This is a genomic window from Nakamurella alba (genome assembly GCF_009707545.1).
Taxonomy (GTDB): domain Bacteria; phylum Actinomycetota; class Actinomycetes; order Mycobacteriales; family Nakamurellaceae; genus Nakamurella; species Nakamurella alba.
The window spans coordinates 1,127,664-1,153,023 of sequence record NZ_WLYK01000001.1 but is presented as its reverse complement, the minus strand read 5'-3'; the positions used below and the strand labels follow the sequence as shown (position 1 = coordinate 1,153,023).

The following is a 25,360-nucleotide window of genomic DNA, read 5'->3' as shown; positions in this document are numbered from 1 at the left end:
CGGACGGACTGATGTGCAACCATCGGTTGCACATTGGGTCGATCCTTGCCGCGATGGGTCGACACCCAGGCCTGCGGGAGAGGAACGGTCGGATGCGGACACGACGGAGCGCACCGGTGCTGGCGACGCTGTTCGCCGGCGCCTTCGTCATGGGCTGCGCCGAGATGCTGGTGGTCGGGATGATCGACCTGATCGCCGCCGACCTGGCCGTCACGGTGGCGGCCGCCGGCGCCCTGGTCACCGCCAACGCCCTGGGCCTGGCGGTCGGCGGACCGCTGCTGGCCCTGCTGACCGCCCGGCTGGACCGCCGGCCGGTGCTGCTCGCCGCCCTCGTGCTGTTCGTGCTGCTGGATCTGCTGCCGGCCCTCGGCGCCGGGTTCGGCACCTTCGTGGCGGCCCGGGTCGTCATCGGTGCGGTATAGGGGCTGTTCATCGCCGCCGCGATCAGCACTGCCACCTCGATCGTTCCCGCGGCCCGGGCCGGACGCGCGATGTCCGTGGTGATCTCCGGTTTCGCCACGGCCAGCGCGCTCGGCCTGCCGCTCGGCACGCTGCTCGGCCGCTGGGTCGGCTGGCGCGGATCCTTCGTGGCGGTGGTGCTGATCGGGCTGCTCGTCCTGGTCGCCGCGGCGGTGCTGCTGCCTCGGGTGCCGGCGGCCGCCCCGGCAGCGGCCGATCACCGGCCCGCGACCGTCCGGTCGGCCTTCGCACCCCGGGTGCTGGCGGTGCTCGCGGTGGGTGCGGTGATGTTCGCCGGGATCCAGTCGGCGCTCACCTACCTCGTCCCGTTCCTCGAGGGCACGAGCGGGGTGACCGGGCCGGCCGTCGGCCTGTTCCTGCTCGGCTACGGGGTGGCCACCACAGCCGGGTCGGCCGTCGGCGGCCGCTTCGCCGACGCCGATGCGAGCCGGGCGATCGTGGTCGGCACCGCCGGGGTCACGCTGTCGTTGCTGCTGCTGTCACTGGGCGGTACCTCCCCGGTGGTCGCCGGTCTCGCCGTGGTCGGCATCGGTCTCTCCGGCATGGGGATCGCGCCGTCGATCCAGCACCGGGTGGCGTCGCTGGCCGGGCCGGCCGCCGCCGTGGCCGCATCGCTGCCCGCCTCCGCGGTCAACCTGGGTATCGCGCTCGGCGCCTCCGCGGGCGGTGTCGCCATCGGCATCGCCGGCATCCCGGCCGCCGTCGGCACCGGCGTCGTCCTGGCCGCGGCGGCGGTCGGGATCGCCTGGCTGAGCCGGACCCTCGCACCGCCGGAGCGGGTCAGCCGGTAGCCAGCACCCGGCCCAGCGCGGCCAGGAACAGGTCGGCGTGCTCCACCCGCCAGGTCAGCGGCGGCCGGATCTTGAGCGTCGCGCCGGTCGGCCCGGTGAGGCCGGCCAGCACCCCTTCGCCGACCAGCGCCTCCAGCAGGTTGCGTGGTACGACCGGCCCGCGCAGGTCGACGCCGGCGATCAGTCCGACACCCCGCACCTCACCGAGCCGGGCGTCGGATCCCGCCAGCGCCCGCAGCCCGGATCGCAGGTGCTCGCCGACCACCGCCGCCCGCTCCGGGATCCGCTCCGCCTCCAGCACGTCGAGCACGGTCAGCGCGGCCGCCGCAGCGACGGGGGTGGCGGCGAAGGTGGAGAAGTACTCGTAGCGGGCGGCCAGGCGGTCGGCGATCTCCCGCCGGGTGATGACCGCGCCGATCGGGTGGCCGGCGCCCATCGGCTTGCCGAGGGTCACGATGTCCGGCAGCACCCCGGCCTGCGCGAAGCGCCAGAGTTGCCCGCTGCGGCCGTAGCCGGCCTGCACCTCGTCGGCCAGGAACAGTGCGCCGGCCTTCCGCGCGCCGATCGACAACCCCTGCAGGAAGCCGTCGTCCGGCAGGATGCCCTCGCTGGTGAACAGCGTGTCGGCGAGCACCAGGGCCGGCCGGTCCCCGGCCGACCGGAGCAGCTCGGTGGCCGCGGCCACCCGGTCCCGGGCGGCGCCGACAGCCACCTCGGGAGCGAGACCCCTGGGAGCGGCGAAGGTCCCGACATGCTCCGGCCGGTGGTCCGGCGGCCACTCGTTGGAGCTGAGGTCCGCCGTCCACTTCGTCGACCCGTGGTAGGCGTGCTCGGCGATCACCGCGGCGGTGCCGCCGGTCCACTCGGTGGCCAGCCGCCACGCCAGCTCGTTGGCCTCGGTGCCGGAGGTGGTGAACAGGCAGGTGTCCAACTCCGCCGGCATGGTGGCGAGCAGGCGCTCGGCGAGCTCCACCACCCCGTCGTGCAGGTATCTCGAGTGCGTGTCCAGTTGTCGCAGCTGCAGCGAGACCGCCTGCGCCACTGCGGGATGCGCGTGTCCGATCACGGCGACGTTGTTGTAGGCGTCGAGGTAGGTGCGCCCGTCCCGGTCGTGCACCCAGACGTCCTGCCCGCCGACGATGTCCAGCGGGGCGCGGTAGAACAGCGGCGACAGCGGCCCGCCCATCACGGCCGCCCGGCGTTCGCGCAGGCCGTCGCCGGTCACCGGCGGGTGCGACCGGGAGGTGCCGGCGGCCCGGCCGACCCGCCGGCGGAGGTCGTCCGGCGCGATGCCGGCCAGCAGCCCGAGCACCCGGCGGTTGGCATCGTCGTACTGCCCGATGTACGCGGTGTTGTCCGGGTGCAGCGCGGCGCGGGTGTCCGAGATGACCTCACTCAGCACCAGTCTCGCCAGCACCAACTCCCCCAGCAGCTCTGCCTCGGCCGGCTGCAGCGGCCGGACTCGCTGGTATCCCCGCAGCACCGCCGCCAGCAGGCCCCAGCTGTCGACGGGCTGCTCGTCGGCGGTGTTGCGCAGTACGGAGGCCACGGTCACCGCCAGGTCGCAGACCGTCGCGGTGTGGTGCATGTCGCCGAGATCGACCAGCCCGCAGACGGTCCCGCCGTCGGCCAGGACATTGGTCAGTGTCACGTCGGCGTGCTGCAGGCCCGAGGGCAACGCCGCCGTCGCCGCCAGCGCCGGCAGCACCCGGTCCACCAGCGGTCGCAGGCGGGCCGACGAACCCTGCGGCAACGGCAGGTCCGGGAGTGCCCGCATGTCCCAGCCGATCCGCCGGCCACCGGCCGGGTGGAAGAAGCCTTGCAGCGCCACCGATGTGCGCGCACCGATCGCCCCGACCTGTTCGGCCACGCCGACGGTGATCGGCGAGCCCTCCAGGTGCGCGCCCGGCACCAGGCCCAGGAAGCGGACGGCGCAGTGCCGGCCGAGATCGTCGATGAGGGTGAGCGAGGCCCGGCCGTCGCCGGTCCGCAGCACCCGGGGTACCGGCAGCCCCGGGTCGACGGCGCCGAGGTGGTCCATCGCCCGGATCTCCATGTCGACCACCGCCGGGTCCTCGGCCGGGTTCGACACCTTGAGCACCCCGGCCCCGGGGATCAGCACGTTGACGTCCCGCTCGGACCCGAGCCGCCGGGTGTCGGTGGCCCGGACACCCCAGCCCCGGAACAGGATGTCGCCGACCGCGTCGGCGTCGACCTGTGGCGCCGCGGAGGTCAGTACATCCGGCTCCGACATGCCGCTCACGCTAGCGTGGGGCCGATGGACACCGCGCGCCCCCGCATCCTGGTGTGCCCGGACAAATTCAAGGGCACGATGACCGCCCCGCAGGCCGCAGCCGCGATCGAGGCCGGGATCAGGCGGGTGCTCCCGGAGGCCGAGGTGCACCGACTGCCGGTCGGCGACGGCGGCGAGGGCACGGTGGACGCGCTGCTGGCGGCCGGCGCACTCCCCCGCACCACCACCGCCGCCGACCCGCTGGGCCGGCCGGTGCCGGCGGTCTGGGCGGTCCGAGACGGCACCGCGATCATCGAGCTGGCCGCGGCTTCCGGACTGGCCCGGATCGTGCCCACGGACGAGACCGCCCGCACCGCCGACACCTTCGGCACCGGCGAGCTGGTCCGCGCCGCCCTCGACGCCGGGGCCACCGGCATCGTGCTGGGTCTGGGCGGTTCGGCGGGGACCGACGGCGGGACCGGGATCCTGCGCGCGCTGGGCGCCCGGTTCTCCGACGCGGCCGGAGATCCGCTGCCGCCGGGCGGGGCCGCACTCGTCGACCTGGCGGAGGTCGACCTGTCCGGCCTTGACCCGCGGCTCGCCGGGGTGCCCGTGGTGCTGTGCAGCGACGTGCAGAGCCCGCTGCTGGGCACGTCCGGCGCCGCCCGGGTGTTCGGGCCGCAGAAGGGTGCGCTGCCGGGGACGGTCGAGGTGCTGGAGGCCGGGCTGGCCCGGCTGGCCGCGGTGCTGCACCGGGTGACCGGCCGGGACGCGGCCGCGCTCGGTACCGGCGGCGCCGCGGGTGGTGCCGCGGCCGGGTTGCAGGTGGTGCTGGGTGCGACGCTGCGTCGCGGCATCGACCTGGTCGCCGAGCTGATCGGGCTGGACGACCGGCTCGCCGGCGCCGACCTGCTGGTCGTGGGCGAGGGATCGCTGGACGAACAGTCGCTGGCCGGCAAGGCACCGGTCGGACTGGCCGCCCGGGCCGCCCGGCAGGGGGTACCGACGGTGGCGGTCGCGGGGCGGCTGGACGTTCCGCCGGAGCTGCTGCGGGCGAACGGGATCGCCGCTGCGGCGGCTGCCGTGGAACTCGCCGGGTCGCCGGCGGATGCGATGGCCGCGCCGGAGCAATGGACGACCGCCGCTGCCGCGTCCCTGCTGCGGCAGGTGCTGGACGACCCCGGGCTGCTGTCATTCCCATATTGATCGTGCAGGAACGTGCAGGATCAGGTGCTGCTGTCGATCAGGCGCGGAGCACCTTCATGCCGGCCGCCACCAGCTCGACCACCGTCGGATCCGCGGCGGGCGCGTCGGTGATCACCCCGCTGACCGCTTCCAGCGGCAGCACCCGGTGCGGTGAGGCGGCACCGATCTTCTCGGTGCTGCCGAGCACGTAGGTCTCGGCCGCCCGGGCCGCCAGCGCCCGTTTCATCGCGGCCTCGTCGGCGTCCCCGGTGGTCAGCCCCTGTCCCGGGTGGATCCCGGTGACCCCGAGCAGGAAGAGATCGGCGGACACCGCGGCCGCCGCCTCGACCGTCGCGGCCCCGCAGGCGACCGCCGAGTGGCGGAACAGCCGACCGCCCAGGATCAGCACCTCCACCTCCGGTTTCCCCAGCAGCGCAACGGCGATCGTCGGGCTGTGGGTGACGACGGTGAACGACAGGTCGTCCGGGAGCGCGTCGACGACGGCAAGGGTGGTCGTGCCGCCGTCCAGGATCACCGTGCCGCCGGGCCGGATCAGCTCCACGGCCCGCGCGGCGACCCGCCGCTTGCTGTCCGGTTCCACCGACCGCCGGGTGTCGTAGTCCGCGGCGGCCGGCGAGGCCGGCAGCGCGCCGCCGTACACCCGCTGACACAGTCCGGCCGCCGCCATCTCGCGCAGGTCCCGGCGCAGGCTGTCCTCGGACAGACCGAGCTCGGCCGCGAGGTCCTTGGCCACGATCTTGCCGTCGGTCCGCAGGCGCTCGAGCAGCAGGTCCCGACGCTCGGCTGCCAACATTTCTTCACGATCCTTCCCATTGCTGCACGTTTGTGCGTAGTCTACCTGCATGACCACGCAGACCACCAGCACCATCGACACCACAGCGACCACCGGGACCCCAGCTCACCGCCCGCTGCTGATCCTCATCGCCGGGCCCTACCGCTCCGGCACCGGTGACGACCCGGACAAGCTCGCCGCGAACCTGCGCCGGCTCGAGGAGGCGGCTTGGCCGATCTTCCGGGCCGGCCACATCCCGATGATCGGCGAATGGGTCGCCCTGCCGGTCCTCGCCGGCGCCGGGGTCACCGCACTCGACGACCCGATCGCCGGCGAGGTCATGTACCCGACCGCGGACCGGCTGCTCCGGCACTGCGACGGCGTCCTGCGGCTGCCCGGGGACTCCACCGGAGCCGACCAGGACGTCCGGCTGGCCCGGGATCGCGGCCTGCACGTCTGGTTCTCCCTCGACGACATCCCCGGCATCGGCTGACCGTCACCCCACACCCGACCGACCGAACACGACACCGACCGAACACGACAAAGGAGCACCCCATGCCGTACCACCGGCGCCCCCGCGCCAGCACCGCACACCCGCGTCGCCCCGGACCCGTGCCGCGGCGGGACACCTCGGCGTGACCGGCCACGTCCGGCCCAGGTCCCGGCACCCTCGATCGGCCACCCGTGACATGCCGACGGAGGAAATCCGGGTCACACCTGGGATCGCATTCATCCCCGTGGTCCAATGAGGTCACGCAGTGCAACGTCCGGCGCGGCTCGCCCGGACCCGGCCGGTGAACGTCTCACCGAGGCGTGACGAAGGGCTCCACCGGTGGATCTGGGCATCCTGTCCCTCAGCGACCTCCAGGTCGACCCGGTCACCGGGCGACGCCAGGACCCCGGCCGCCGGGTCCAGGACATCGTGTCGTACGGCATCCTCGCCGACCGGCTCGGCCTGGACGTCGTCGCGCTCGGCGAGCACCACACGCTCGACTTCGCGGTGTCCTCGCCGGCTGTCACCCTCGCCGCCATCGCCCAGGGCACCCGCCGGATCCGGCTGAGCAGCGGGGTGTCGGTGATCAGCGCACTGGACCCGGTCCGGTTGCACGAGGACTTCGCCGGGCTCGACCTGCTGAGCGGCGGCCGGGCCGAGATCATCGCCGGGCGCAGCGCTTTCGTGGAGCCCTTCGACCTCTTCGACGTCGACCTGCAGCACTACGACGAGATCTTCGCCGAGAAGCTGGACCTGCTGCTGCAACTCCGTCGCTCGGAGCGCGTGACCTGGTCCGGTGCCTACCGGCCGGCGCTGCGCGACGCCCAGATCGCACCCCGCCCGGCGCAGGACGAGCTGCCGGTGTGGGTCGGTGTCGGCGGGTCCCCGCAGTCCGCCATGCGGGCCGGCCGCCTGGGTCTGCCGATGATGCTCGGGCTGATCGGCGGCGACGTCCGTGGCGCCCGGGCGATCACCGATCTCTACCGGCGCACCGCGGCGAAGGCGGGCGCACCGGCCGCCGGCACCAGGCTCGGCGTGACCAGTCACCTCTACATCGCCGAGACCTCGCAGCAGGCGATCGACACGTTCTTCCCGTACTACCGGCAGTACAGCAGACCGCGGGGTCGGGACCGGAGCTGGGCGATCGACCGCGACGGCTTCGACACCCTGGCCGGGCCGCACGGCGCGATGGCCGTCGGCAGCCCGGCGCAGGTGATCGACAAGCTGCTGCTGGCGCACGACACCCTGGACCTGGACCGGTTCCTCGGCCAGGTGGACCTCGGCGGACTGCCGTCCTCCCTGGTGCGCCGTTCGATCGAACTGTTCGCCACCGAGGTGGCACCGGCGGTCAGGTCGGCACTCGCCACCCGGACCACCTACCGCGCGCGCGAGCGGGAGACCTTCCGGCTGCTCCCATGACAACGTTGCCGGTGAGATCGTTGCCGGGCCGGGCGACCCTCAGACCTTGACGAGTTTGCGGTGGCGCACGGTGTAGCCGGCGGGAAGGGTGCCCTCCGCGAGAGCACGCAGCGGGCAACGGCCGCAGCGGGGCTTGTCGACGCAGCACTCCTTCTTCGGGAGCTTCACCTTCCCGGGATTGTTCTTCCCGGACCCGTTCGCCTTCTTGGACTTCCCGGCCTTGGTGCCCGACTTGCCCACAGCTCGTCCCCGCCTGTCCTGGTCCACCGCACCCGGGCCCGGACGATCAGATCCGGCCCGCCTTCGGGAAGGCTAGCCTACGCACGCAGGGGCCGTCCGACCGGAGTTGTCGGACGGCCCCTGCGCAGTACGTGGATCAGTGGTGGCGGACCGCCCGGCGACGGCCGGCCAACAGCAGACCCGCTCCGGCCAGCGCCATCAGCGCGCCGATCGGCAGCAGGACGCCGGCATCGGTCCCGGTGGAGGCCAGCTGCGGGTCGACGTACCCGCCGCCGGAGTACCCGGCCGGCTGGGAGGCATCAGGCGTGCCGGCCGTGGTTCCCGCGGCGCCGGCCGAGGCCAGGTCGGTGCCGGTGGCCGCCACCGGGACCGCGGTCACCGGGAATCCGCCGGCGGCGGTGGATCCGGTCGGAGCGGCAGGCGCAATGGGCACCGTGGTCACAGTGGTCACAGAGGGCACCGTGGTCACGGTGGTGGTGACCGGTGCGGATGCGGACAGCACCTGCACCACGGTCTGCGAGGTGATCCCCGAGGTCAGGCCGGTCAGGGTGAGGGTGTACTGCCCGGCCGGCATCCCCGCGGGGACGGTGAAGGTGGCGGCCACATCACCGTTCTCGTCGGCGATGAGGGTGCCCAGCGACCCCGGTGTTCCGTCCATCGCCAGCGACACCTCCTCGCCCGGCTCGAAGAAGAAGCCGACCACGTCGTAGGTCAGACCCGGGCGGACCTGCGGGACCGCACCGGCCGCGAAGCCGGGCAGGTACATCTCCGCGGGCCCGCTCTCGAAGGTCAGCTTCACCGGCTCGTACTCGAAGCTCGAGTTGTAGCCGCTGCAGAGCGCGCCGATGGTGAACACCACACCGGCGACCGTCTCGCCCGGCGGGTACGTCACGGCCCAGGTGCCGTCGGGCTGCACGTCGACCACGTCGATGATGGTCTCGTCCGCCGGGGCGGACCCGCGGACCTCGGCCACGGTCGACGGCACCGGATCGGTCGGCTCGGCCCGGCTCGTGGCGATCACCTGGTCCGTCGGGGCCGACGTGCCCTTGGTGGTCCGCACGGGGACCACCGGTTCGCCGTTGACCGCCAGGATGTAGAGCAGCACCTGCGGATCCGGCTCGCCGAGCTCCATCGGCAGGCAGCCGGTGCCGGCGAAGGTGAAACCGCCGCCCGGTGCGACCGTGTCCGGGGTGACGGTGAACTCCCCCAGCGGGGCCGCCACCGCCGAACCGGCCGTCCCGACCAGTACGCCCGCCGTGAGCACCGCTGCCGCCAGCGCTCCGCCTGCCAGTCCCCGCCACCGCGTTGCGGTCATCGTCGTCCTCCCGTAATTCGTCGCCGGTTTGCGGTCCATCACCTGTTCGGACGCAGCCAGATGTTCACACGGACCCGACATGTGACACCAGGGCACACAATGGTATTCACTCGAACTCGCCCATCACGCTTTCAGCACAGTCACGTTGGGTGCTGTTGATCGCCTGGACGAGTGAGGCGCCGAAGGATGCGCAGCCGTCGCACAGACCACCGGTGAGAAGCCTCACCGCTCGATCTCCCGTCGCTCACCGTCATCCGTGCTCCCCTGGAATGACAGGACATGCACCCGGAAGGAGACCACCCGACGATGATCCCCACCCCCGGCACCCAGCTGGCCGCCGAGCCCGACGGCCTGGTCGCGGACGCCGAGAGCCTGTTCCGCGCAACGGGTCTGCCCATCCTGATCACGCTGGCCGCGGCGACCGCAGGCTTCCTGCTGGCCGGCGTCCTCGCCCGTACGGCCCTCCGGCTCACCCGTCGCTGGTCGACCGTGGCCGCCTCCGCCGGCGCCGCCCGACGACCGCTGCGCTGGACCCTGTCGCTGGTCGGCGCGCAGATCGGCGCGCACGCGACGACGGCACCGGCCCGGTGGCGGGAGATCACCGACCGGGTGTTCACCCTGGCGTTGATCGCCGGGATCACCTGGCTGCTCGCGGTCGCCGTCATCGTCGCCACCGAGCTGCTGCTCACCCGGTTCGACATGTCCCGCGAGGGCAACCGGCAGATCCGGCGCATCCGCACCCAGATCACCCTGGTGCGGCGGATCGTGGTGGCGGCACTGGTGGTGCTCGGGCTCGGCGCCGCCCTGCTCACCTTCCCCGGCGCCCGCATCGCCGGGGCCGGCGTGCTGACCTCGGCCGGCCTGATCTCCATCGTCGCCGGCCTGGCCGCGCAGAGCGCCCTGGCCAACGTCTTCGCCGGGATCCAACTGGCCTTCACCGACGCGATCCGGGTGGACGACGTGGTCGTGGTGGAGGGGCGTTTCGGCAACATCGACGAGATCACGCTGACCTACGTGGTGGTCCGGGTGTGGGACGAACGCAGCCTGATCCTGCCGTCCACCTACTTCACCACCACCCCGTTCGAGAACCTGACCCGGCAGCAGGCGGGCATGCTCGGCACCGTCGAGCTCGACCTCGACTGGACGGTGCCGGTCGACGACGTCCGCGCGCGGCTGCGTGAGCACCTGGCCGGCAACAGCCGGTGGGACGAGCGGGTCGGGATCGTCCAGGTCACCGACGCGGTGTCCTCCTACGTCCGGGTGCGGATCCTGGTGTCGGCCGCGGACAGCCCGAACCTGTTCGACCTGCGCTGCGACATCCGGGAGGACCTGGTGCTGTTCCTGCAGCAGCACCACCCGGCCGCGCTGCCGCGGCTGCGTGTCGTCCCCGGTGTGCCGCCGCTGCCCGGCACGGTCCCGGCGCAGCAGGCCTCACCCGTCACGGTGGGCTGATCGCGCTGCCGCGATGACCAGGGTCAACTGGTCCTGCGAACGGTGGTGGGCGGAGAACACGTCGAAGCCGTAGCGGTCCCGCCGCTCCGCCAGCACCTGCACCGCGGCCTCCGGGGATCCGGCCAGCAGCAGGAACGGCGACTCACGGACCTGCGCCGGGCTCATCGCGCCGTCCAGCTGGGCGGCGAACCCCGCCGCCGCCTCGTCCGGGTCGCGGTCGACCGAGACCAGTTGCAGCAGCACCTCGGAGGCGTAGGGCCGGTCGCCGTGCGCCCGCCGGATCCGGCGCACCTCCGCCACCCGTTCGTCGGTCTCGGCCGGCGTCACGAACCCGAACTCGCCGAGCCGGCGCCCACGCAGCTGCCGCAACCCGGCGAACGCGACGACATCGGCCTTGCGGGCCGCGATGTCGAGTCCGGCCGCGGACATGGCACCCACCATGACCGGTATCGGCCGCTGTACCGGCGGCGGGTCGTGGTCCGGTCGGTCCAGGTGCGCCGCGGTGCCGTCGATCAGCTGCTCCAGCAGGGCGATCCGCTCCGGGAACGCGAACCAGGGCAGCCCGGCCAGGTCGTGCTCGGCCTTCATGTGCCCGGCGCCGACGCCGAGCTCCACCCGGCCGCCGCTGAGCACGTCGACCGTGGCCAGCTCCCGGGCGAGCATCGCCGGGTTCCACCAGGTGGCGTCCAGCACCGAGGTCCGCAGCCGGACCGTCCGTGTCGCCATCGCGGCGGCGGCCAGCATGGCGAAGGGTGACGGGGCACCGAGATGGTCGGGCATCGCAAGGATGTCGAACCCGGCGTCCTCGACTCCGCGCACCTGCGCCGCCAACGCGTCCGCCGGCAGCGCGCTGCGCAGGTTGACCCCGAATCTCACGTCGTCCATCCCGGCATGCTGGCACCGACCCGCCGCAACCGCAGGCCTGTCCGCCCACGGCAGACGACTGCCGGACGATCAGCGGACCATCAGGCCAGGCGCAGCACCACCGCGCCGGCGGCGATCAGCACCGCGCCGGCGATCCGGTAGCGGTCCACCTTCTCGTGCAGCAGGACCGCGCCGACGACCGCGGCGACGATGATCGACGTCTCGCGCAGGGCGGCCACCGCCGCCACCGGCGCCAGGGTCATCGCCCACAGCACCAGCCCGTACGCGCCGACGTTCCCGGCGCCGCCGGCCAGCCCCACCCACCACCGGCCGCGCAGCGCCGGCAGCAGCCGGCCGCGGTGTTGCACCGCGCCCATCACCAGCATCGGGACGGCGGTGAGCAGGAAGATCCAGGCCGTGTAGGTCGCCGGGGAACCGGACGCCCGGGACCCGGCACCGTCGATCAGCGTGTAGGTGGCGATCACCCCGGCGTTCACCAGTGCCAGCAGCACGCCGCGCGCCGAACTCCGGCCCGGGCCCCGGTGCAGGATCGCCCCGCCGCCCACCGCCCAGATCCCCAGGCAGATCACGCCGATGCCGATCCACTGTGCGGCGCCGAGGATCTCGCCCAGCAGCGGCGCACTGACCGCCGCGACGAGCAGCGGCGCGGTGCCGCGCATGATCGGGTAGGCGACGGTCATGTCACCGGCCCGGTAGGCCGCGGCGACCAGCGGATAGTAGATCGACTGCGCGACCACCGAGCCTGCCACGTTGGGCCAGGCGGCCGGCGCGATCGGCGGCAGGAAGGGCAACGCCACCGCACAGATCAGCGCACCCCCGGCGGCGATCACCACCGTGGCCAGGAATCCGTCGGACTCCCGCTTGACCAGGGTGTTCCAGAAGACGTGCAGCACGGCCGCGAGCAGCACCACCAGCACCACACCAGTCGACACAGCGGTCAGTATCGCGGCGAACGCGGCACGAACGGACCATTGACACCCCATGACCTCCCGGATTAGATAGGGAAACTTCCCTAACCAATCCCCCCGGCGATCCTCCCGCCGGGAGAAGCGAAGGAGCATCGATGATTTCTGCGCGACCGGCGCGCACCATCGGCACGGCGATCGCCGCGATCGCCCTGCTCGCCACCGCCGCCTGCGGCTCCTCCACCGACAGTGCGAGCACCAGCACCGCGGGCACCACCGCCGCCGCGACGAGCACTGCCGCCTCCAGTGCGGCGGACACCGGATCCGCGGCCCCGACCAGCGACGCCACCGGATCAGTTGAACCCACGTCTGAGCCCACTGTGTCCGAGCCGGCCACCCTGCACGTCTGGATGCAGGGCGACACCCTCAAGGACATCGACATCCAGGCGCTGAACGGCGAGTTCGAGGCCGCGCACCCCGGGGTCACCGTCGACCTGCAGGAGCAGACCTGGACCGACTACACCACCAAGGTCACCACCGGCCTGGCCGACACCTCCGGCAGCGGGCCGGACGTGCTGGAGCTGGGCAACACCCAGGTCGCGCAGTTCGCCGGCGCCGGCGCGCTGATGGAGCTGGACGCCGCCGACTTCGACAACTCCGACACCTGGCTGGAAGGCCTGAAGGAGTCGGCGACCTACGACGGGAAGCTCATCGCGGTGCCCTACTACGCGGGCGTCCGGGTCGGCATCTACCGCACCGACCTGGCCGAGACCGCAGGTGTGAAGCCGCCTTTCAACAGCATCGACGATCTGCAGGCGGCCGCGGTCAAGCTGATGGAGGGCAAGGACGACAGCTACTCCGGGCTCTACTTCCCCAGTCAGTACTGGTACGAGGGTGTCTCCTTCGTCTGGGACGCCGGCGGTGAGATCGCCACCCAGGCCGCCGACGGCACCTGGACCGGCGCGCTCGACTCCGACGCCGCCAAGGCCGGCCTGACCCGGCTGAAGGCGTTCGTGGACGCCACCTCCCGCGGCGGCGAGGGCCAGAACGAGGCCGACGACGCGCTCGTCATGGCCCAGGACCAGGCCGCGATGTTCATCGACGCCTCCTGGAAGCCCGCCGTGGTCAGTGACCCGACCAGCGGCAACCCGGATCTGAAGGACAAGGTCGGCATCTTCGTGGTGCCCGGCACGAAGCCCGGCACCGTGATGCCGCAGTTCCTCGGCGGCTCCGACATCGCCATCAGCGCCAAGTCGCCGAACGCGGACCTGGCCAAGGAGTACACGAAGATGCTGACCGGCCAGAAGTACCAGGCCGTGCTGGCGGGCAAGGGCTACATCGCCAACTCCACCTCCTTCGAGCCGAAGGCCGGCGACGCCAACGCCGAGGTCGTGGTGCAGGCCGCGTCCACCGGGCGCTTCGTGCCGAACTCGAAGAACTGGACGAAGGTCGAGGACGGGCAGATCCTGCAGAACATGTTCGACGAGATCCTGACCGGCTCCTCCTCCATCGACGACGCCACCGCGAAGGCCAGCCAGGAGATCACCGAGATCCTGAACAGCTGATCGCACCGGCCGGGGGCGACCGCACCGCAACCCACAGCGGTCGTCCCCGGCACCGGCACGTCGTTCCCAGGAAGGTTTCACCCATGACCGTCAGCGCCCCACCGGCCCCGCCCGCCGCACAGCGGACACCACCGGCACCGGCCGCACCCCGCCGCCGCCGGCCGATCGCCCCCTACCTGATGGTCGCGCCGCTGGTGCTGGTGCTGGCCGGCGTGCTGCTCGTCCCGCTGGTCCGGCTGATCGTCGTGTCGTTCCAGAAGTACGGGCTGGACCAGCTCGTCGGCGGCCGGCCGAGCGAGTGGGTCGGCCTGGACAACTACGGCGAGGTGCTGGCCGCCGAGGAGTTCTGGAGCTCGCTCTGGCACACCGTGCGGTTCCTGGTGATCGCCGTCGGCCTGACCATCGGCCTCGGTCTGCTGCTGGCCCATCTGCTGGCGAAGGTCTCCCGCTCGGTGCGGGTGATCATGCTGCTGGCCATGGTGATGGTCTGGGCGATGCCGCCGATCATCGCCATGCCGATGTGGCGCTGGCTGATCGACCAACGCTTCGGCGTGCTGAACTACACGCTCTTCCACGCCGGGGTGCTGCCCACCCGCAGCTTCAACTGGTTCTCCTCCCCCGTCACCGGCTGGACGGTCATCTGCGCGATCGTCGTCTGGGGCGCCCTGCCGTTCGTGGTCATCTCGCTGCACGCGGCGCTGACGGCCGTCCCCGGCGAGCTGGTGGAGGCGGCCCGGCTGGACGGCGCCGGCGCCTGGCGGGTGTTCACCGCCGTCACCTTCCCCGCCATCAAGCCGACGGTGCTGATCATCACCGTGCTGTCGATCATCTGGGACTACCGGGTGTTCGCGCAGATCTGGCTGCTCCGCGACATCGGCGCGAACAAGGACACCTACTACACGATCGGCATCTGGTCCTACGTGGAATCCTTCTCCAACAAGAACTTCGGGCTCGGCGCCGCCATCTCCCTGATCAGCGTCGTGCTGCTGGGCGCCTTCTCGATCTTCGCAGTCCGCTCGGTGCTGCGTACCGCCCAGGCCGCCGACGCCGAGGCGGACGCCCGATGACCGCCACCACGACCCTCGCGCCGCAGACAGCTGTGCTGCCCGCCGCCCGGCCGCCGCGCGGCCGCCGGCTGCGCCGGGGCGGCTCCCGCACCCTGTGGAACCTGCTCGGGCTGGCCATCGCGCTGGTGATGGTCTTCCCCGTGTACTGGATGGTCTCGAGCTCGTTCAAGACCGGCATCAACCTGCGCCGGGTGGAGCCGCAGTGGTTCCCCTCACCGTTCACCCTCGACTCCTACCGCCGCGCCTTCGAGCAGCCGCGGTTCGTCGGCAGCCTGGTGAACAGCCTGGTGGTGGTCACTGCCACCGCCCTCGCCGCCCTGGTCATCGGGTTCCTGGCCGCCCTGGCGCTGGCCCGGTTGAAGTTCACCGGCCGGAAGATCCTGATCATCATGGTGATCACCATCCAGATGGTGCCGGTCGAGGGCCTGATCATCCCGATGTACCTGATGCTGAACCAGGCCGGCCTCACCGACTCCGCACTGGGTCTGACCCTGGCCTACCTGTCCTTCGTGCTGCCGTTCACCGTCTGGATGCTGCGCGGCTTCATCGCCTCGGTGCCGAGGGACCTGGAGGAGGCGGCGTGGGTCGACGGGGCGTCCCGCGCACAGGCCTTCCGCCGCATCATCCTGCCGCTGGCGGCGCCGGGACTTGTTGCCACCACGGTGTTCTCGGTCATCCAGGCATGGAACGAGTACCTGTTCGCCTACGTCCTGCTCAAGCAGAACGACAAGCAGACGGTCACCGTCTGGCTCGACACCTTCATCACCACCAAGGGTGTCGACTGGGGCGCGCTGACCGCCGCCTCGACGGTGGTGGCGCTGCCGATCGTGATCCTGTTCGCGATCATCCAGCGCAAGGTGGCCGCCGGGATCACCGCCGGGGCGGTGAAGGGGTGACCCGCAGCACCATCGGCACCCTGCAGTCGCTGGCCCACGCCGTGCTGCTGCCCGGGTTCGACGGCCTCACCGCGCCGGACTGGCTGCGCCGCCGGCTGGACGAATCCCTCGGCGGGGTCTGCCTGTTCGCCCGCAACGTCGCCGACCTCGACCAGCTCCGCACCCTCACCGACGACCTGCGGTCCGGCCGGCCCGATCTCGTCGTCTCCATCGACGAGGAGGCCGGGGACGTCACACGTCTGGACGCCGCCGCCGGTTCCCGCTTCCCGGGCAACTTCGCCCTGGGCCGGGTCGACGACGTCGCCGCCACCGAGGCGATCGCCGCGGACGTCGGCCGGCTGCTGGTCCGGGCCGGCGTGACGCTCAACCTGGCACCGTGCGCGGACGTGGCACTGGACCCGGCCAACCCGGTGATCGGCACCCGGTCGTTCGGCCGCTCCCCCGATCTGGTCGCCCGGCACACCGCGGCCTTCGTCCGCGGGCAGCAGTCCGTCGGCGTCGCCGCCTGCGTCAAGCACTTCCCCGGTCACGGCGACACCGGGACGGACACTCATCTCGGCCTGGCCACCCTCGACGAGTCCTGGGACGAACTGGAACTCACCGCGCTGCCGCCGTTCCGGGCCGCGCTGGACGCCGGCGTGGCCGCGGTGATGGCCGGTCACCTGCTGGTGCCCGCGGTGGACGCCCTGCCGGCCACCGTCTCCCACCGCTGGCTCACCGGGATCCTGCGCGGGGACATGGGTTTCACCGGTGCCGTGGTCACCGACGCGCTGGAGATGGCGGCCATCGCCGCGCAGTACGGCATCGTCGACGGTGCCGTCCGGGCGCTGGCGGCCGGCGCCGACCTGCTCTGCTTCGGCGGCGAGGACGCGGGCGAGGACCTGGTCGACGCCGTGGCCACCGCACTGGTGGAGGCGGTGCGGCAGGGCCGGATCAGCGACGAGCGGTTGTACGAGGCGGCGTCCCGGGCCCGCGCGCTGGGCCGGCCGGCCCCGGACGCCGGGGATCAGGCCGCGCCCGCCCTCGCCGACGAGATCGCCGACCGCGCACTGCTGGTCAACGGGCCGCTACCGGCGCTCCCGGGCGCCGGCGGGACGCTGGTGCTGCGCTGCCAGCCGCAGCGCAACATCGCGGTCGGCCGGGTGCCCTGGGGTCCCGCCCGGCCGGAGGCCGGACTGCCCGGCCCCGTCACCGAACACCTGGTGCTGCCCGGGGCCGCGCTGCCGGCCACGGAGATCGCTGCGGCCCGGTCGGTCCTGCTGATCACCCGGGACCGGCACCGGCACCCGTTCATGGACGAGACAGCCACTGCGTTGCGCCGCCTGCGTCCCGACGCGGTGCTGGTCGAGATGGGTACCGCCGCACCGGATTCCGCACCGGCCATCGCCAGCGCCGGTGCCACCCTGGCCAACAGCCGGGCCGTCGTGCGGGCCCTGCTCCGGGTGCGGGCCGGGACAGGGACAGAATGATCCGCATGTCCGGACCCGACCCCGCCGGTGACCGCCGCGGCGCCGACTCGCCGCGCCTGCTGCGGGAGATCAACGACCAGGTGGTGCTGCACCTGCTGCTGGAGCACGGGCCGTCCACCCGGGGCCGGATCGGCGAGCTCACCGGGCTGTCCAAGCCGACGGTGTCCTCGCTGCTGGCCCGCCTGGAGGGCAAGGGGCTGGTGACCACCACCGGCGTGGTGGCCGGCGGGCCCGGCCCGAACGCCCGCATCTACGCCGTCGACCCGGGCGCCGCCTACGTGATCGGCGTGCACATCGAGCAGGAAGGTGCCGTCGCCGGCCTGGCCACCCTCACCGGCGAACTGATCGCCACCCACCAGGTGCCGGTCGCCGCCCGCCGCGAGTCCAGCCCGGTGGGCGAGATCGAGCTGGCCGTCGGCGGTCTGCTCGACGGCGCCGCCCCGGACCGCTCCCGGGTCCGCCGGCTGGTGGTCGCCACCCCGGGCGTCATCGACCCGGTCACCGGGCACCTGCGGCACGCCCGGCACATCCGCGGCTGGGAGGCGCCGGGTCTCATCGACACCATCACCGACGCGGTCGGCATCCCGGTCGCGCACGGCAACGACGTCAACCTGGCCGCGGTCGCCGAGGGCGCGCACGGTGCGGCCAAGGGCTGCGAGGACTACGCCCTGCTCTGGCTGGACCGAGGTGTGGGCCTGGGTCTGGTGCTGGACGGAGTACTGCGCACCGGCGCCCACGGCGGCGCCGGCGAGATCGGCTACCTCGGCGTGCCGGGGATCGAACCGCCGCGCGCCGACCGCGGCGGCACCGGCGCCTTCCAGTCGCTGGTCGGCGGGCAGGGGCTGCGGGCACTGGCCCGCCGGTTCGGCCTGCGGGCCGGGGAGCCGGCGGCGATCGTCACCGCCGCGCTGACCGCCGGGCCCGCCGGGGACGAACTGCTCACCGAACTGGCCGCCGGCATCGCCGTCGGTGCTGCCGCGGTGACCACCCTGCTGGACCCGTCACTGCTGGTGCTGGGCGGACCGGTGGCCGTGGCCGGCGGCGAGGCGCTGCGCGAGCGGGTGGTCGAGCGGCTGGGCCAGCTCTCCTTCGTGCGCACCCGCGTCGCCACCTCCACGCTGTCCGGCGACGGCGTGCTGCAAGGGGCGGTGGAGACCGCCCTGCGCAGTGTGCGGTCCGAGCTCTTCGGCCCGGTCGGCCTGTCCGGACCGGTCAACGGCCGCGCCGGCTGACCCCTCCTCCCATCGGCAGCGGCTCGGGTCGCGCCCCTCCTCCCATCGGCAGCGGCTCTGGTCGCGCCGGCTTGACATCGTTGTCATACTCCTTCTGACAACGGTGTCAGAGCCGTCATACCCGGAAGGAAGCCCTACCCATGACCCAGTTCGACGGACGCACGATCCTGGTCACCGGTGCCAGCGGTGGCATCGGCGGCGCCACCGTTCGCAAGCTGGTGGCCGCGGGCGCCACCGTGCTCGCCTCCGGCCGCAACGAGGAGAAGCTGGCCGCCATCTGTGGCGAGACCGGCGCCACCGCACTGCCTTTCGACCTCACCTCCGAGGACAGCATCCGGACCGCCATCGAGGGCCTGACCGAGCTGTACGGCGTGGTCAACTGCGGCGGTGACGGCGGCGAGATCGCCACGCCGCAGGACACCGACATCGACGTGTTCGACCGGGTCATCAGCATCAACGCCCGCGGCTCGCTGCTGGTCACCAAGTACGCCGCCCGGCTGATGATCGCCGGCGGCAAGGGCGGTTCCATCGTCAACGTCTCCAGCCAGGCCTCGCTGGTCGCACTGACCGGGCACATCTCCTACGGCTCCTCGAAGGCCGCCCTGGACAACATCACCCGGGTCAGCGCGCTCGAGCTCGGGCAGTACGGGATCCGGGTGAACAGCGTGAACCCGACCGTCGTGATGACGCCGATGTCGGCCTGGTACTGGGGCCGCCCGGACATCGAGGGCCCGTTCCTGGAGGCCATGCCGCTGCACAAGTGGGCCACCGAGGACGACATCGCCGGTCCCATCGTCTTCCTGCTCGGTGACGAGGCCGGGATGATCACCGGTGTCAGCCTGCCGATCGACGGCGGCTACTCCAGCCGCTGACCCTTGCCGGCGGGGGTGGCGCGGGCCCGGATCAGTGGGCCTGCGCCGCCACCAGGTCGGCGTGATGGATCGCGGCGACGTCCGGGTGTGCCCGCAGCCGGCTCTTCAGCGCGTTGGCGCCGTAGGTGTCGAAGATCGGGTTGTCCGGGTCGGCGGTGACCCCGGCCGCCTCCGCGGCCAGCTCCGGCGGCAGCGTCAGCAACGGGATCCGGGCGGCCAGCGCCGGGTTGAAGAAGTACGGCACGGAGATGCGGTCGCTGCCCACCGGCGGCGACTCCACCCGGTGCACGGTGGCCTTGAGGTAGCCCCCGGTCGCGACCTCCAGCAGCTCGCCGATGTTGACCACGAACGCACCGGGCACCGGCGGGGCGTCGATCCAGCCGCCGTCGTGCTCCACCTGCAGACCGCCCTTGCCCGGCTCCACCAGCAGCAGGGTGAGCACCCCGCCGTCCTTGTGTGCGCCGACGCCCTGCTTCGCCTCCGGCTCGGGCCGGGCCGGATAGCGGACGATCTTGATCAGTGTCGAGGGCCTGTCCGCGAACGCGGCGTCGAAGACGTCGGCCGGCTGACCGAGCGAGACCGCCCACGCCGCCAGCAGTGTCCGGCCGAGATCGGCCAGCGTCGCGTCCCAGCGTTCCATCACCTGCTGCAGCTCGGGCAGCGCGGCCGGCCACTGGTTCGGCCCCTCCAGCACCTCGAAGTCCGGCACCCCCGGGCCGGCCGGGACCGCGGGCCGCTCCGGGCCGATGTCGATCTGCTCGCGCCAGTCGGTGCGGCCCTGGGTGCGCTCGCCGCCGACCCGGGTGTAGCCGCGGAAGTGCGGGCTGCGCAGGTTCTCGATGGCCAGCTTGTCGGCCTCGGGCAGCGCGAAGAACCGCCGGGAGACATCCATCAGTTCGGCGATCCGGTCGTCCGGGATGCCGTGGCCGACCAGGTAGAAGAACCCGATCCGGTGGGTGGCGTCGCGCAGACCGTCCAGGAACGCGACGGATCGCTCGCTGTCCGGCACCGCCGGATCCCACTGCGACAGATCGACCACCGGCAGCGATGTGACCGGATCCGCTGACGTCCTGGCGTGCGTTGACATGGCATCCATCATGCTCCCGGGCGGGGCGGGTCAGACCGGCAGGGCCCGCAGCACCTGCTTGACCTCCGGGATCCGGGCCGGCGCGACCGACAGCTCGTGCACCCCACGGGCCACCAGACCCGGTACCTGGTCCACCATCCCGGCGATCTCGCCGCAGACGGCGATCGGCGTGCCGGCGGCGTTCGCCTGCGCGCAGAGCTGGTCCAGCAGCCGCTGCAGGGCGGTGCCGTGCGGGTCCAGCAGGTCGGCGACCTCCGGGTTGGTGCGGTCGGCGGCCATCAGGTAGCCGGTGAGATCGTTGGAGCCCACGGAGACGAAATCGGCCACCGCGCAGATCTCGTCGGCCGCCAGCGCCGCCGCCGGCACCTCGATCATCACCCCGACCTGCTCCGGCGCGGCGAACGCGACGCCCTCGGCATCGAGCGACGCCACCGCCCGGTCCACCGCGGCCCGCAGCGCGTGCACCTCCGCGGCCACCGACACCATCGGCGCCATCACCGACACCCGGTGCCCGACCGACGCACGCAGCACGGCGCGCAGCTGCAACTGCAGCAGATCCGGGTGGGCGAGCAGGTACCGCAGCCCGCGGACACCCAGGAAGCCGTGCTGCACCGGATCGAGAGCCAGTGCGGTGACCGGCTTGTCGCCGCCGGCGTCGAGCAGCCGGACCACCACCGGCCGGTCGCCGAGCACCTCGAGGATCGCCCGCACATCGGCGCAGTGGGTGTCCTCGTCCGGGAAGGTGTCCCGGTCCAGCAGCAGCAGCTCGGTGCGCAGCAGGCCCACCCCGTCGGCGCCGTTCGCCACCGCGGCCCGGGCGTCGGCCAGCGACCCGACGTTGGCCACCACGGCGATCTCCCGGCCGTCCGGCAGCACCACCGGTGCCGCCGCCAGTGCGGTGAGCGCGGCGCGTTCGTCGGCCAGCGCGGTGATCCGGGCCCGGGCCGCATCGGCCACCTCCGCCGACGGATCCACCTGGACGGTGCCGACGGCGCCGTCCAGCACCAGCACCGTGCCGGCCGGTCGACGGGCCAGCAGGTCGCCGGCCCGCAGCACCATCGGCAGGCCCAGCCCGCGGGCGACGATCACCGCGTGCGCGGTGATCGAGCTGCGGGCCAGCACCACACCGGCCGCGCCGCGTTCCACCAGCACCGGCACCTCGCCCGGCCCGAGGTCGTCGGCGACGATGATCGCCCCGTCCAGGCTCGCCGGGATGCGGTCGACGTCCAGGCCGAGCTCGGTGAGCACGGCGGCGCCGGCCTCCCGGACATCGGCGCCGCGGGAGGCGACCAGTTCGTCCGGGTCGGCGGCGAGTTCCTCCGCCCGCGCCGCGATCACCGACCACCAGGCCGCCGCGGCGTCCAGGTGGTCCTCGGTGATCCGGCGGCCGGCCGCGGCGGACAACTCCGGGTCGGCCAGCAATGCGGCGTGCGCGACCTGGAACTGGTTGCCGGCGGCCAGTTTCCGGCCGGCCGCGGCGATCGCAGCGGCCAGCAGCGTGATCGCCTCGGCCGCGGCGTCCGCATCGGTGCCGCGACCGGCGGCACCGGTCACCTGCACCGGCGCCCGGTCCAGCCGGACGAGCCGGCCGACGGCCAGCCCCGGCGAGCCGGGGACCGCGGTGAGCACCCCGTCGTCGATCCGGGCGGCGACCGCGGGCCGGTTGGCCGGCGCCGCACCCAGCCGGGCCGGCGCCGCGCCCATCGACGACGGCACCAGCCGCACCCCGGTGCCGACCTCGCCGAATCCGCCGGTGATCAGCCCGGCCAGCACGTCCAGCACCGGGACCGCGTCCGGACCGGTGGCGGCCAGGTCGACCGTCTCCCCGCCGCGCAGGGCCAGCGCCACCACCCGCAGCACCGCGTGCAGGTCCACCGGGGTGCCGCCGGGCCGCGCCACGGTGACCACCGCGTCCCAGCCGTCCAGCGCCCGCACCAGTGCGGCCACCGGCCGGGCGTGCAGGCCGAGCGGGTTGACCACCAGCACCGACCGTCCGGCCTGCGGGCCGTCGCCCACCGCGACCTGCGCCGGCTCCACGGTCGCCCAGGAACCGCCGGACCGCCCGGCCGCCTCGGCGACCCCGTCCAGCCCGGCCCCCGACTCCGCCGCCACCGCCGCCGCCACGGCCCCCTCCACCAACGGCGCGTCCACGATCCGGATACGCTCCGCGGCCTCGGGATCGCTGAACTCCAGTGCGGTCTCGGCGGTGAGCAGGGCACTGCCCAGGTCGTAGAGCAGCACCGCACCGTCGCCGGAGTCGGCGGTCGCGATGGCCGCCATGATCGCGTCGAAGGACGTGCCGATCGACCCGTCCTCCGTGCCGCCGGCCTCGGCGATGGTCACCGACGGCGCCATCTGCCGGGCCAGTGCGGCCGTGCCCTCCGCCAGCGCCCGGCTGTGCGAGACGACGATCAGGCCGACGGACATCAGCCGGCCGGATCCTGGTCGTGGTCCTGGTCGGTCGCGGCCGCCCGCTCCGCGGCGCGGCGGGCCAGCGACTCCAGCAGGAACGCGGTGCTCCGGGCCCCGGGATCCACGTGGCCGACCGACCGCTCCCCCAGGTACGACGCCCGGCCCTTGCGGGCCTGCAGCGGTGAGGTGGCCGCGGCGCCGGCGGTCGCCGCCTCGGAAGCGGCGGCCAGCACCCCGACCAGGTCGGCACCGCCGTCGGCCGCGGCCCGGGCGGCGGCGGCGGCCGGCGCCAGCGCGTCCACCATCGTCTTGTCGCCCGGTTCGGCCTTGCCGCGGGCGACCACGCCGTCGCGGGCGGCCTCCAGCGCGGTCGCCACCATCGGCCCGTCGATCTCGGTGGCGCCGCCGAGCGAGGAACCGGCCCGCAGGAACGCGGTGCCGAGCAGCGGTCCGGACGCACCACCCACGGTCGAGATCAGCGTGGTCGCCACGAGTTGCAGCACCGCACCGGGCGTGGCCGGCTCGGTGCCGGCCAGCTTCGCCAGCACCGCGTGGAAACCGCGGGCCAGGTTCTCGCCGTGGTCGCCGTCGCCGATCTCCCGGTCCAGCCGGGTCAGCTCGGCCTTGTGCCCGGCGGTGGTCGCCGCCATCGCCTGGACCGCCCTGACCACCGATGCGGTGTCGACCGCCACCCTCACACGCCCTTTCGCAGTGCCGCGGTCCGCACGGGCGCGTCCCACAGCTCGATCATCTCGTCGTCCAACTTCAGCACGGTCAGCGACATCCCCTGCATCTCCAGCGCGGTGATGTAGTTGCCGACCAGGGACCGCTCGACGGTGATCCCCTTGTCCTGCAGGCTGTTCCGCGCCGTGTTGTAGGCCAGGTACAGCTCGGACAATGGGGTGCCGCCCATGCCGTTGACGAACAGCAGCACCCGGTCACCGGAGGAGAACGGCAGGTCGGCCACGATCGGGTCGAGCAGCAGGCCGACCAGCACATCGGCCTTGGCGATCTTCCGCCGCTCGCGGCCCGGCTCGCCGTGGATGCCCACCCCGAGCTCGATCTCGTCGTCGCCCAGGACAAAGGACGGTTCACCGGCGTGCGGCACGGTGCAGGCCGACAGCGCCAGGCCCATCGACCGCACCTGCGCGTTGACCTTCGACGCCAGCGCCGTGACCGCGTCCAGGTCGTCACCGCGCTCGGCGGCCGCGCCGACGATCTTCTCCAGCAGCACCGTGCCACCGACGCCCCGCCGGCCGGCCGTCCAGGTCGAGTCCTGCACCGCGACGTCGTCGTCCACCACCACCGTGGTCACCCGGGTGCCCTCGGCACCGGCCAGCTCGGCGGCCATCTCGAAGTTGAGCACGTCGCCGGTGTAGTTCTTCACGATGTGCAGCACGCCGGCGCCGGAATCGACGGCCCGGGTCGCCGCCACGATGGGGTCCGGGGTCGGCGAGGTGAACATGGCCCCCGGCACCGCCGCGTCCAGCATCCCGGCGCCGACATAGCCCGCGTGCAGCGGCTCGTGCCCGCTGCCGCCGCCGGACACCAGGCCGACCTTCCCGGCGACCGGGGCGTCCACCCGCACCACGTACAGCGGGTCGTCCACCACCCGCACGATGTCGGAGTGCGCGGCGCCGAACCCGGCGAGCGACTCGGTGACCACGTCGGTGGGGTCGTTGATGATCTTCTTCACTGCGTCGTCCTGTCCTGTGTCGCCGGGACCGTGCCGGCCTCCGCGACCCCGGCCGGCGGCACCCGCAGCCGGACGGAGAGGCAGGTCACGCAGCCCTCGAGCTTCTCGAACTCCTGGATGTCCACCGGGACCGGTGTGTAGCCCAGATCGGCCAGCAGCTCCGCCGATCGGGGCGCCGATGCGGCGACGAGCAGGCGCCCGCCGCCGAGATCGACGACGTGGGCACCGGCCTCCTCGGGCACCGGCCGGAAATGCGGGAAGAACGCCGGGTCGTCGACCAGCGGCGGGTAGCCGACGATCGTGCCGTCGGGCAGCGCGGTGACCGCCGACTTCAGGTGCAGCACCTTGCTGATCGGGACGGCGACGACCCGCCGGCCCAGCGGTTCGACCAGTCGGCGGAACTCGGCGACGCCGGCCGCATCGGTGCGGCCGCCGCGGCCGACGTAGACCACGTCGCCGACCTTGAGCACGTCGCCGCCGTCGAGCCGGCCGGAGGCCATCCGCCGCACCGGATGTCCGAGTGCGGCCAGGGTGTCCGCGGTGGCGTCGGGCTCGCCGGCCCGCTCCGGTGCGCCGGGCCTGGTGAGCACCGCGACCTCACCGACCATCACCACGGTGTCCTCGACGAACGCCGAGTCGGCGAACTCCGGGGCCGCGGCCACCTCGACGGTGCTCCAGCCGGCACCGGTGAGCGCGTCCACGTAGCCCTGCCACTGGACCAGGGCGGCGGCCGTGTCCACCGGGGTGCGGGTGATGTGGGTGATCAGCCCGTCCGCGAGGTGCGGCGAGGGCCGCCGGACGAGCGCCGAGGGTGCGCTGGACATGCTTCCTTCCCGCCGTACCGGTGTCGGGAACGACCCTAGCGCCGCCCGG

General features: G+C 73.2%; 21 protein-coding genes and 1 pseudogene. 11 read left to right on the top strand and 11 right to left on the bottom strand.

Annotated elements, in window-relative coordinates; translation table 11 throughout:
• Positions 1–11 precede the first annotated feature (11 nt).
• Positions 12–1,271: pseudogene (locus GIS00_RS05090) on the top strand (MFS transporter).
• Here the strand turns inward: GIS00_RS05090 and GIS00_RS05085 are convergent.
• Complete coding sequence (locus GIS00_RS05085; RefSeq protein ID WP_154767204.1) at positions 1,261–3,525, bottom strand: aminotransferase class III-fold pyridoxal phosphate-dependent enzyme; 2,265 nt, start codon at positions 3,523–3,525, stop codon at positions 1,261–1,263. The pseudogene GIS00_RS05090 and the gene GIS00_RS05085 sit on opposite strands and share 11 nt — an antisense overlap.
• Positions 3,526–3,549: 24 nt before the next feature.
• On the opposite strand from GIS00_RS05085, the gene GIS00_RS05080 reads away from it, so the two are divergent.
• Entirely contained in the window at positions 3,550–4,710 is a 1,161-nt protein-coding gene (locus tag GIS00_RS05080; protein WP_154767203.1) for a glycerate kinase, read from the top strand.
• 37 nt (positions 4,711–4,747) lie between these two features.
• Here GIS00_RS05080 and GIS00_RS05075 read toward each other — a convergent pair whose 3' ends face one another.
• Positions 4,748–5,503, bottom strand: a complete 756-nt coding sequence (locus GIS00_RS05075) for a DeoR/GlpR family DNA-binding transcription regulator (protein ID WP_154767202.1) — start codon at positions 5,501–5,503, stop codon at positions 4,748–4,750.
• A gap of 118 nt (positions 5,504–5,621) precedes the next feature.
• On the opposite strand from GIS00_RS05075, the gene GIS00_RS05070 reads away from it, so the two are divergent.
• Together GIS00_RS05070 and GIS00_RS05065 are read left to right on the top strand one after the other, a co-directional pair.
• Positions 5,622–5,975 (top strand): DUF4406 domain-containing protein, encoded by a 354-nt coding sequence (locus GIS00_RS05070; protein ID WP_154767922.1) that lies wholly within the window; start codon positions 5,622–5,624, stop codon positions 5,973–5,975.
• A 339-nt stretch (positions 5,976–6,314) separates the two neighbouring features.
• Positions 6,315–7,394, top strand: a complete 1,080-nt coding sequence (locus tag GIS00_RS05065; RefSeq protein ID WP_322097524.1) for an LLM class flavin-dependent oxidoreductase — start codon at positions 6,315–6,317, stop codon at positions 7,392–7,394.
• 39 nt (positions 7,395–7,433) lie between these two features.
• Here the strand turns inward: GIS00_RS05065 and GIS00_RS05060 are convergent, their stop codons facing one another.
• Positions 7,434–7,634, bottom strand: a complete 201-nt coding sequence (locus tag GIS00_RS05060) for a hypothetical protein (RefSeq protein WP_154767201.1) — start codon at positions 7,632–7,634, stop codon at positions 7,434–7,436.
• A gap of 136 nt (positions 7,635–7,770) precedes the next feature.
• Entirely contained in the window at positions 7,771–8,949 is a 1,179-nt protein-coding gene (locus tag GIS00_RS05055) for an LPXTG cell wall anchor domain-containing protein (RefSeq protein WP_196073122.1), read from the bottom strand.
• A gap of 306 nt (positions 8,950–9,255) precedes the next feature.
• Between GIS00_RS05055 and GIS00_RS05050 the strand changes: the two genes are divergently transcribed.
• Positions 9,256–10,401 carry a mechanosensitive ion channel family protein gene (locus tag GIS00_RS05050; protein ID WP_230312787.1) on the top strand — a complete coding sequence of 382 codons (1,146 nt, stop codon included), beginning with the start codon at positions 9,256–9,258 and terminating at the stop codon, positions 10,399–10,401.
• On the opposite strand, the gene GIS00_RS05045 is transcribed toward GIS00_RS05050, so the two are convergent.
• Positions 10,381–11,286: a TIGR03621 family F420-dependent LLM class oxidoreductase gene (locus GIS00_RS05045; protein ID WP_154767199.1), complete on the bottom strand. Its 906-nt coding sequence runs from the start codon at positions 11,284–11,286 to the stop codon at positions 10,381–10,383. The genes GIS00_RS05050 and GIS00_RS05045 overlap by 21 nt on opposite strands.
• Before the next feature lie 80 nt (positions 11,287–11,366).
• Positions 11,367–12,218, bottom strand: coding sequence for a DMT family transporter (locus GIS00_RS27265; RefSeq protein WP_322097523.1), 852 nt, complete (start codon positions 12,216–12,218; stop codon positions 11,367–11,369).
• 131 nt (positions 12,219–12,349) lie between these two features.
• Here GIS00_RS27265 and GIS00_RS05035 point away from each other — a divergent pair, with 131 nt between their 5' ends.
• The 6 genes from GIS00_RS05035 to GIS00_RS05010 all read left to right on the top strand — a co-directional run bounded on the left by GIS00_RS05035 (position 12,350) and on the right by GIS00_RS05010 (position 19,292).
• Entirely contained in the window at positions 12,350–13,756 is a 1,407-nt protein-coding gene (locus tag GIS00_RS05035; RefSeq protein WP_154767197.1) for an extracellular solute-binding protein, read from the top strand.
• An 83-nt stretch (positions 13,757–13,839) separates the two neighbouring features.
• On the top strand, positions 13,840–14,823 hold the full coding sequence (locus GIS00_RS05030; protein WP_154767196.1) for a carbohydrate ABC transporter permease: 984 nt from the start codon (positions 13,840–13,842) through the stop codon (positions 14,821–14,823).
• Positions 14,820–15,719, top strand: coding sequence for a carbohydrate ABC transporter permease (locus GIS00_RS05025; protein ID WP_154767195.1), 900 nt, complete (start codon positions 14,820–14,822; stop codon positions 15,717–15,719). Before GIS00_RS05030 ends, GIS00_RS05025 begins: the two co-directional genes overlap by 4 nt.
• Positions 15,716–17,188: a glycoside hydrolase family 3 protein gene (locus tag GIS00_RS05020; protein ID WP_322097520.1), complete on the top strand. Its 1,473-nt coding sequence runs from the start codon at positions 15,716–15,718 to the stop codon at positions 17,186–17,188. The genes GIS00_RS05025 and GIS00_RS05020 overlap by 4 nt, the downstream gene beginning before the upstream one ends.
• 5 nt (positions 17,189–17,193) lie before the next feature.
• The gene (locus GIS00_RS05015; RefSeq protein WP_196073121.1) at positions 17,194–18,420 is read left to right on the top strand and encodes an ROK family transcriptional regulator; all 1,227 of its coding nucleotides are present in this window, start codon (positions 17,194–17,196) and stop codon (positions 18,418–18,420) included.
• Positions 18,421–18,560: 140 nt separating this feature from the next.
• Positions 18,561–19,292 (top strand): SDR family oxidoreductase, encoded by a 732-nt coding sequence (locus GIS00_RS05010; RefSeq protein ID WP_154767193.1) that lies wholly within the window; start codon positions 18,561–18,563, stop codon positions 19,290–19,292.
• Positions 19,293–19,323: 31 nt separating this feature from the next.
• Here the strand turns inward: GIS00_RS05010 and GIS00_RS05005 are convergent, their stop codons facing one another.
• The 5 genes from GIS00_RS05005 to ddaH are packed head-to-tail and all read right to left on the bottom strand — an operon-like array spanning position 19,324 to position 25,311.
• Entirely contained in the window at positions 19,324–20,379 is a 1,056-nt protein-coding gene (locus GIS00_RS05005; protein ID WP_196073120.1) for an isopenicillin N synthase family dioxygenase, read from the bottom strand.
• A gap of 30 nt (positions 20,380–20,409) precedes the next feature.
• Positions 20,410–22,806 (bottom strand): dihydroxyacetone kinase phosphoryl donor subunit DhaM, encoded by a 2,397-nt coding sequence (dhaM, locus tag GIS00_RS05000; protein WP_154767191.1) that lies wholly within the window; start codon positions 22,804–22,806, stop codon positions 20,410–20,412.
• The gene (gene dhaL, locus GIS00_RS04995) at positions 22,806–23,483 is read right to left on the bottom strand and encodes a dihydroxyacetone kinase subunit DhaL (protein ID WP_322097517.1); all 678 of its coding nucleotides are present in this window, start codon (positions 23,481–23,483) and stop codon (positions 22,806–22,808) included. Before dhaL ends, dhaM begins: the two co-directional genes overlap by 1 nt.
• Before the next feature lie 2 nt (positions 23,484–23,485).
• Positions 23,486–24,487 (bottom strand): dihydroxyacetone kinase subunit DhaK, encoded by a 1,002-nt coding sequence (gene dhaK, locus GIS00_RS04990; protein WP_322097516.1) that lies wholly within the window; start codon positions 24,485–24,487, stop codon positions 23,486–23,488.
• Positions 24,484–25,311: a dimethylargininase gene (gene ddaH / locus GIS00_RS04985; RefSeq protein ID WP_154767189.1), complete on the bottom strand. Its 828-nt coding sequence runs from the start codon at positions 25,309–25,311 to the stop codon at positions 24,484–24,486. Before ddaH ends, dhaK begins: the two co-directional genes overlap by 4 nt.
• Positions 25,312–25,360 lie beyond the last annotated feature (49 nt).

Bases quoted from the DNA above. Each gene is read 5' to 3' on its own strand.
- GIS00_RS05085 (WP_154767204.1), bottom strand. From the start codon at position 3,525: ATGTCGGAGCCGGATGTACTGACCTCCGCGGCGCCACAGGTCGACGCC.
- GIS00_RS05080 (WP_154767203.1), top strand. From the start codon at position 3,550: ATGGACACCGCGCGCCCCCGCATCCTGGTGTGCCCGGACAAATTCAAG.
- GIS00_RS05075 (WP_154767202.1), bottom strand. From the start codon at position 5,503: ATGTTGGCAGCCGAGCGTCGGGACCTGCTGCTCGAGCGCCTGCGGACC.
- GIS00_RS05055 (WP_196073122.1), bottom strand. From the start codon at position 8,949: ATGACCGCAACGCGGTGGCGGGGACTGGCAGGCGGAGCGCTGGCGGCA.
- GIS00_RS05050 (WP_230312787.1), top strand. From the start codon at position 9,256: ATGATCCCCACCCCCGGCACCCAGCTGGCCGCCGAGCCCGACGGCCTG.
- GIS00_RS05045 (WP_154767199.1), bottom strand. From the start codon at position 11,286: ATGGACGACGTGAGATTCGGGGTCAACCTGCGCAGCGCGCTGCCGGCG.
- GIS00_RS05035 (WP_154767197.1), top strand. From the start codon at position 12,350: ATGATTTCTGCGCGACCGGCGCGCACCATCGGCACGGCGATCGCCGCG.
- GIS00_RS05030 (WP_154767196.1), top strand. From the start codon at position 13,840: ATGACCGTCAGCGCCCCACCGGCCCCGCCCGCCGCACAGCGGACACCA.
- GIS00_RS05025 (WP_154767195.1), top strand. From the start codon at position 14,820: ATGACCGCCACCACGACCCTCGCGCCGCAGACAGCTGTGCTGCCCGCC.
- GIS00_RS05015 (WP_196073121.1), top strand. From the start codon at position 17,194: ATGTCCGGACCCGACCCCGCCGGTGACCGCCGCGGCGCCGACTCGCCG.
- GIS00_RS05010 (WP_154767193.1), top strand. From the start codon at position 18,561: ATGACCCAGTTCGACGGACGCACGATCCTGGTCACCGGTGCCAGCGGT.
- GIS00_RS05005 (WP_196073120.1), bottom strand. From the start codon at position 20,379: ATGTCAACGCACGCCAGGACGTCAGCGGATCCGGTCACATCGCTGCCG.
- dhaM (WP_154767191.1), bottom strand. From the start codon at position 22,806: ATGTCCGTCGGCCTGATCGTCGTCTCGCACAGCCGGGCGCTGGCGGAG.
- ddaH (WP_154767189.1), bottom strand. From the start codon at position 25,311: ATGTCCAGCGCACCCTCGGCGCTCGTCCGGCGGCCCTCGCCGCACCTC.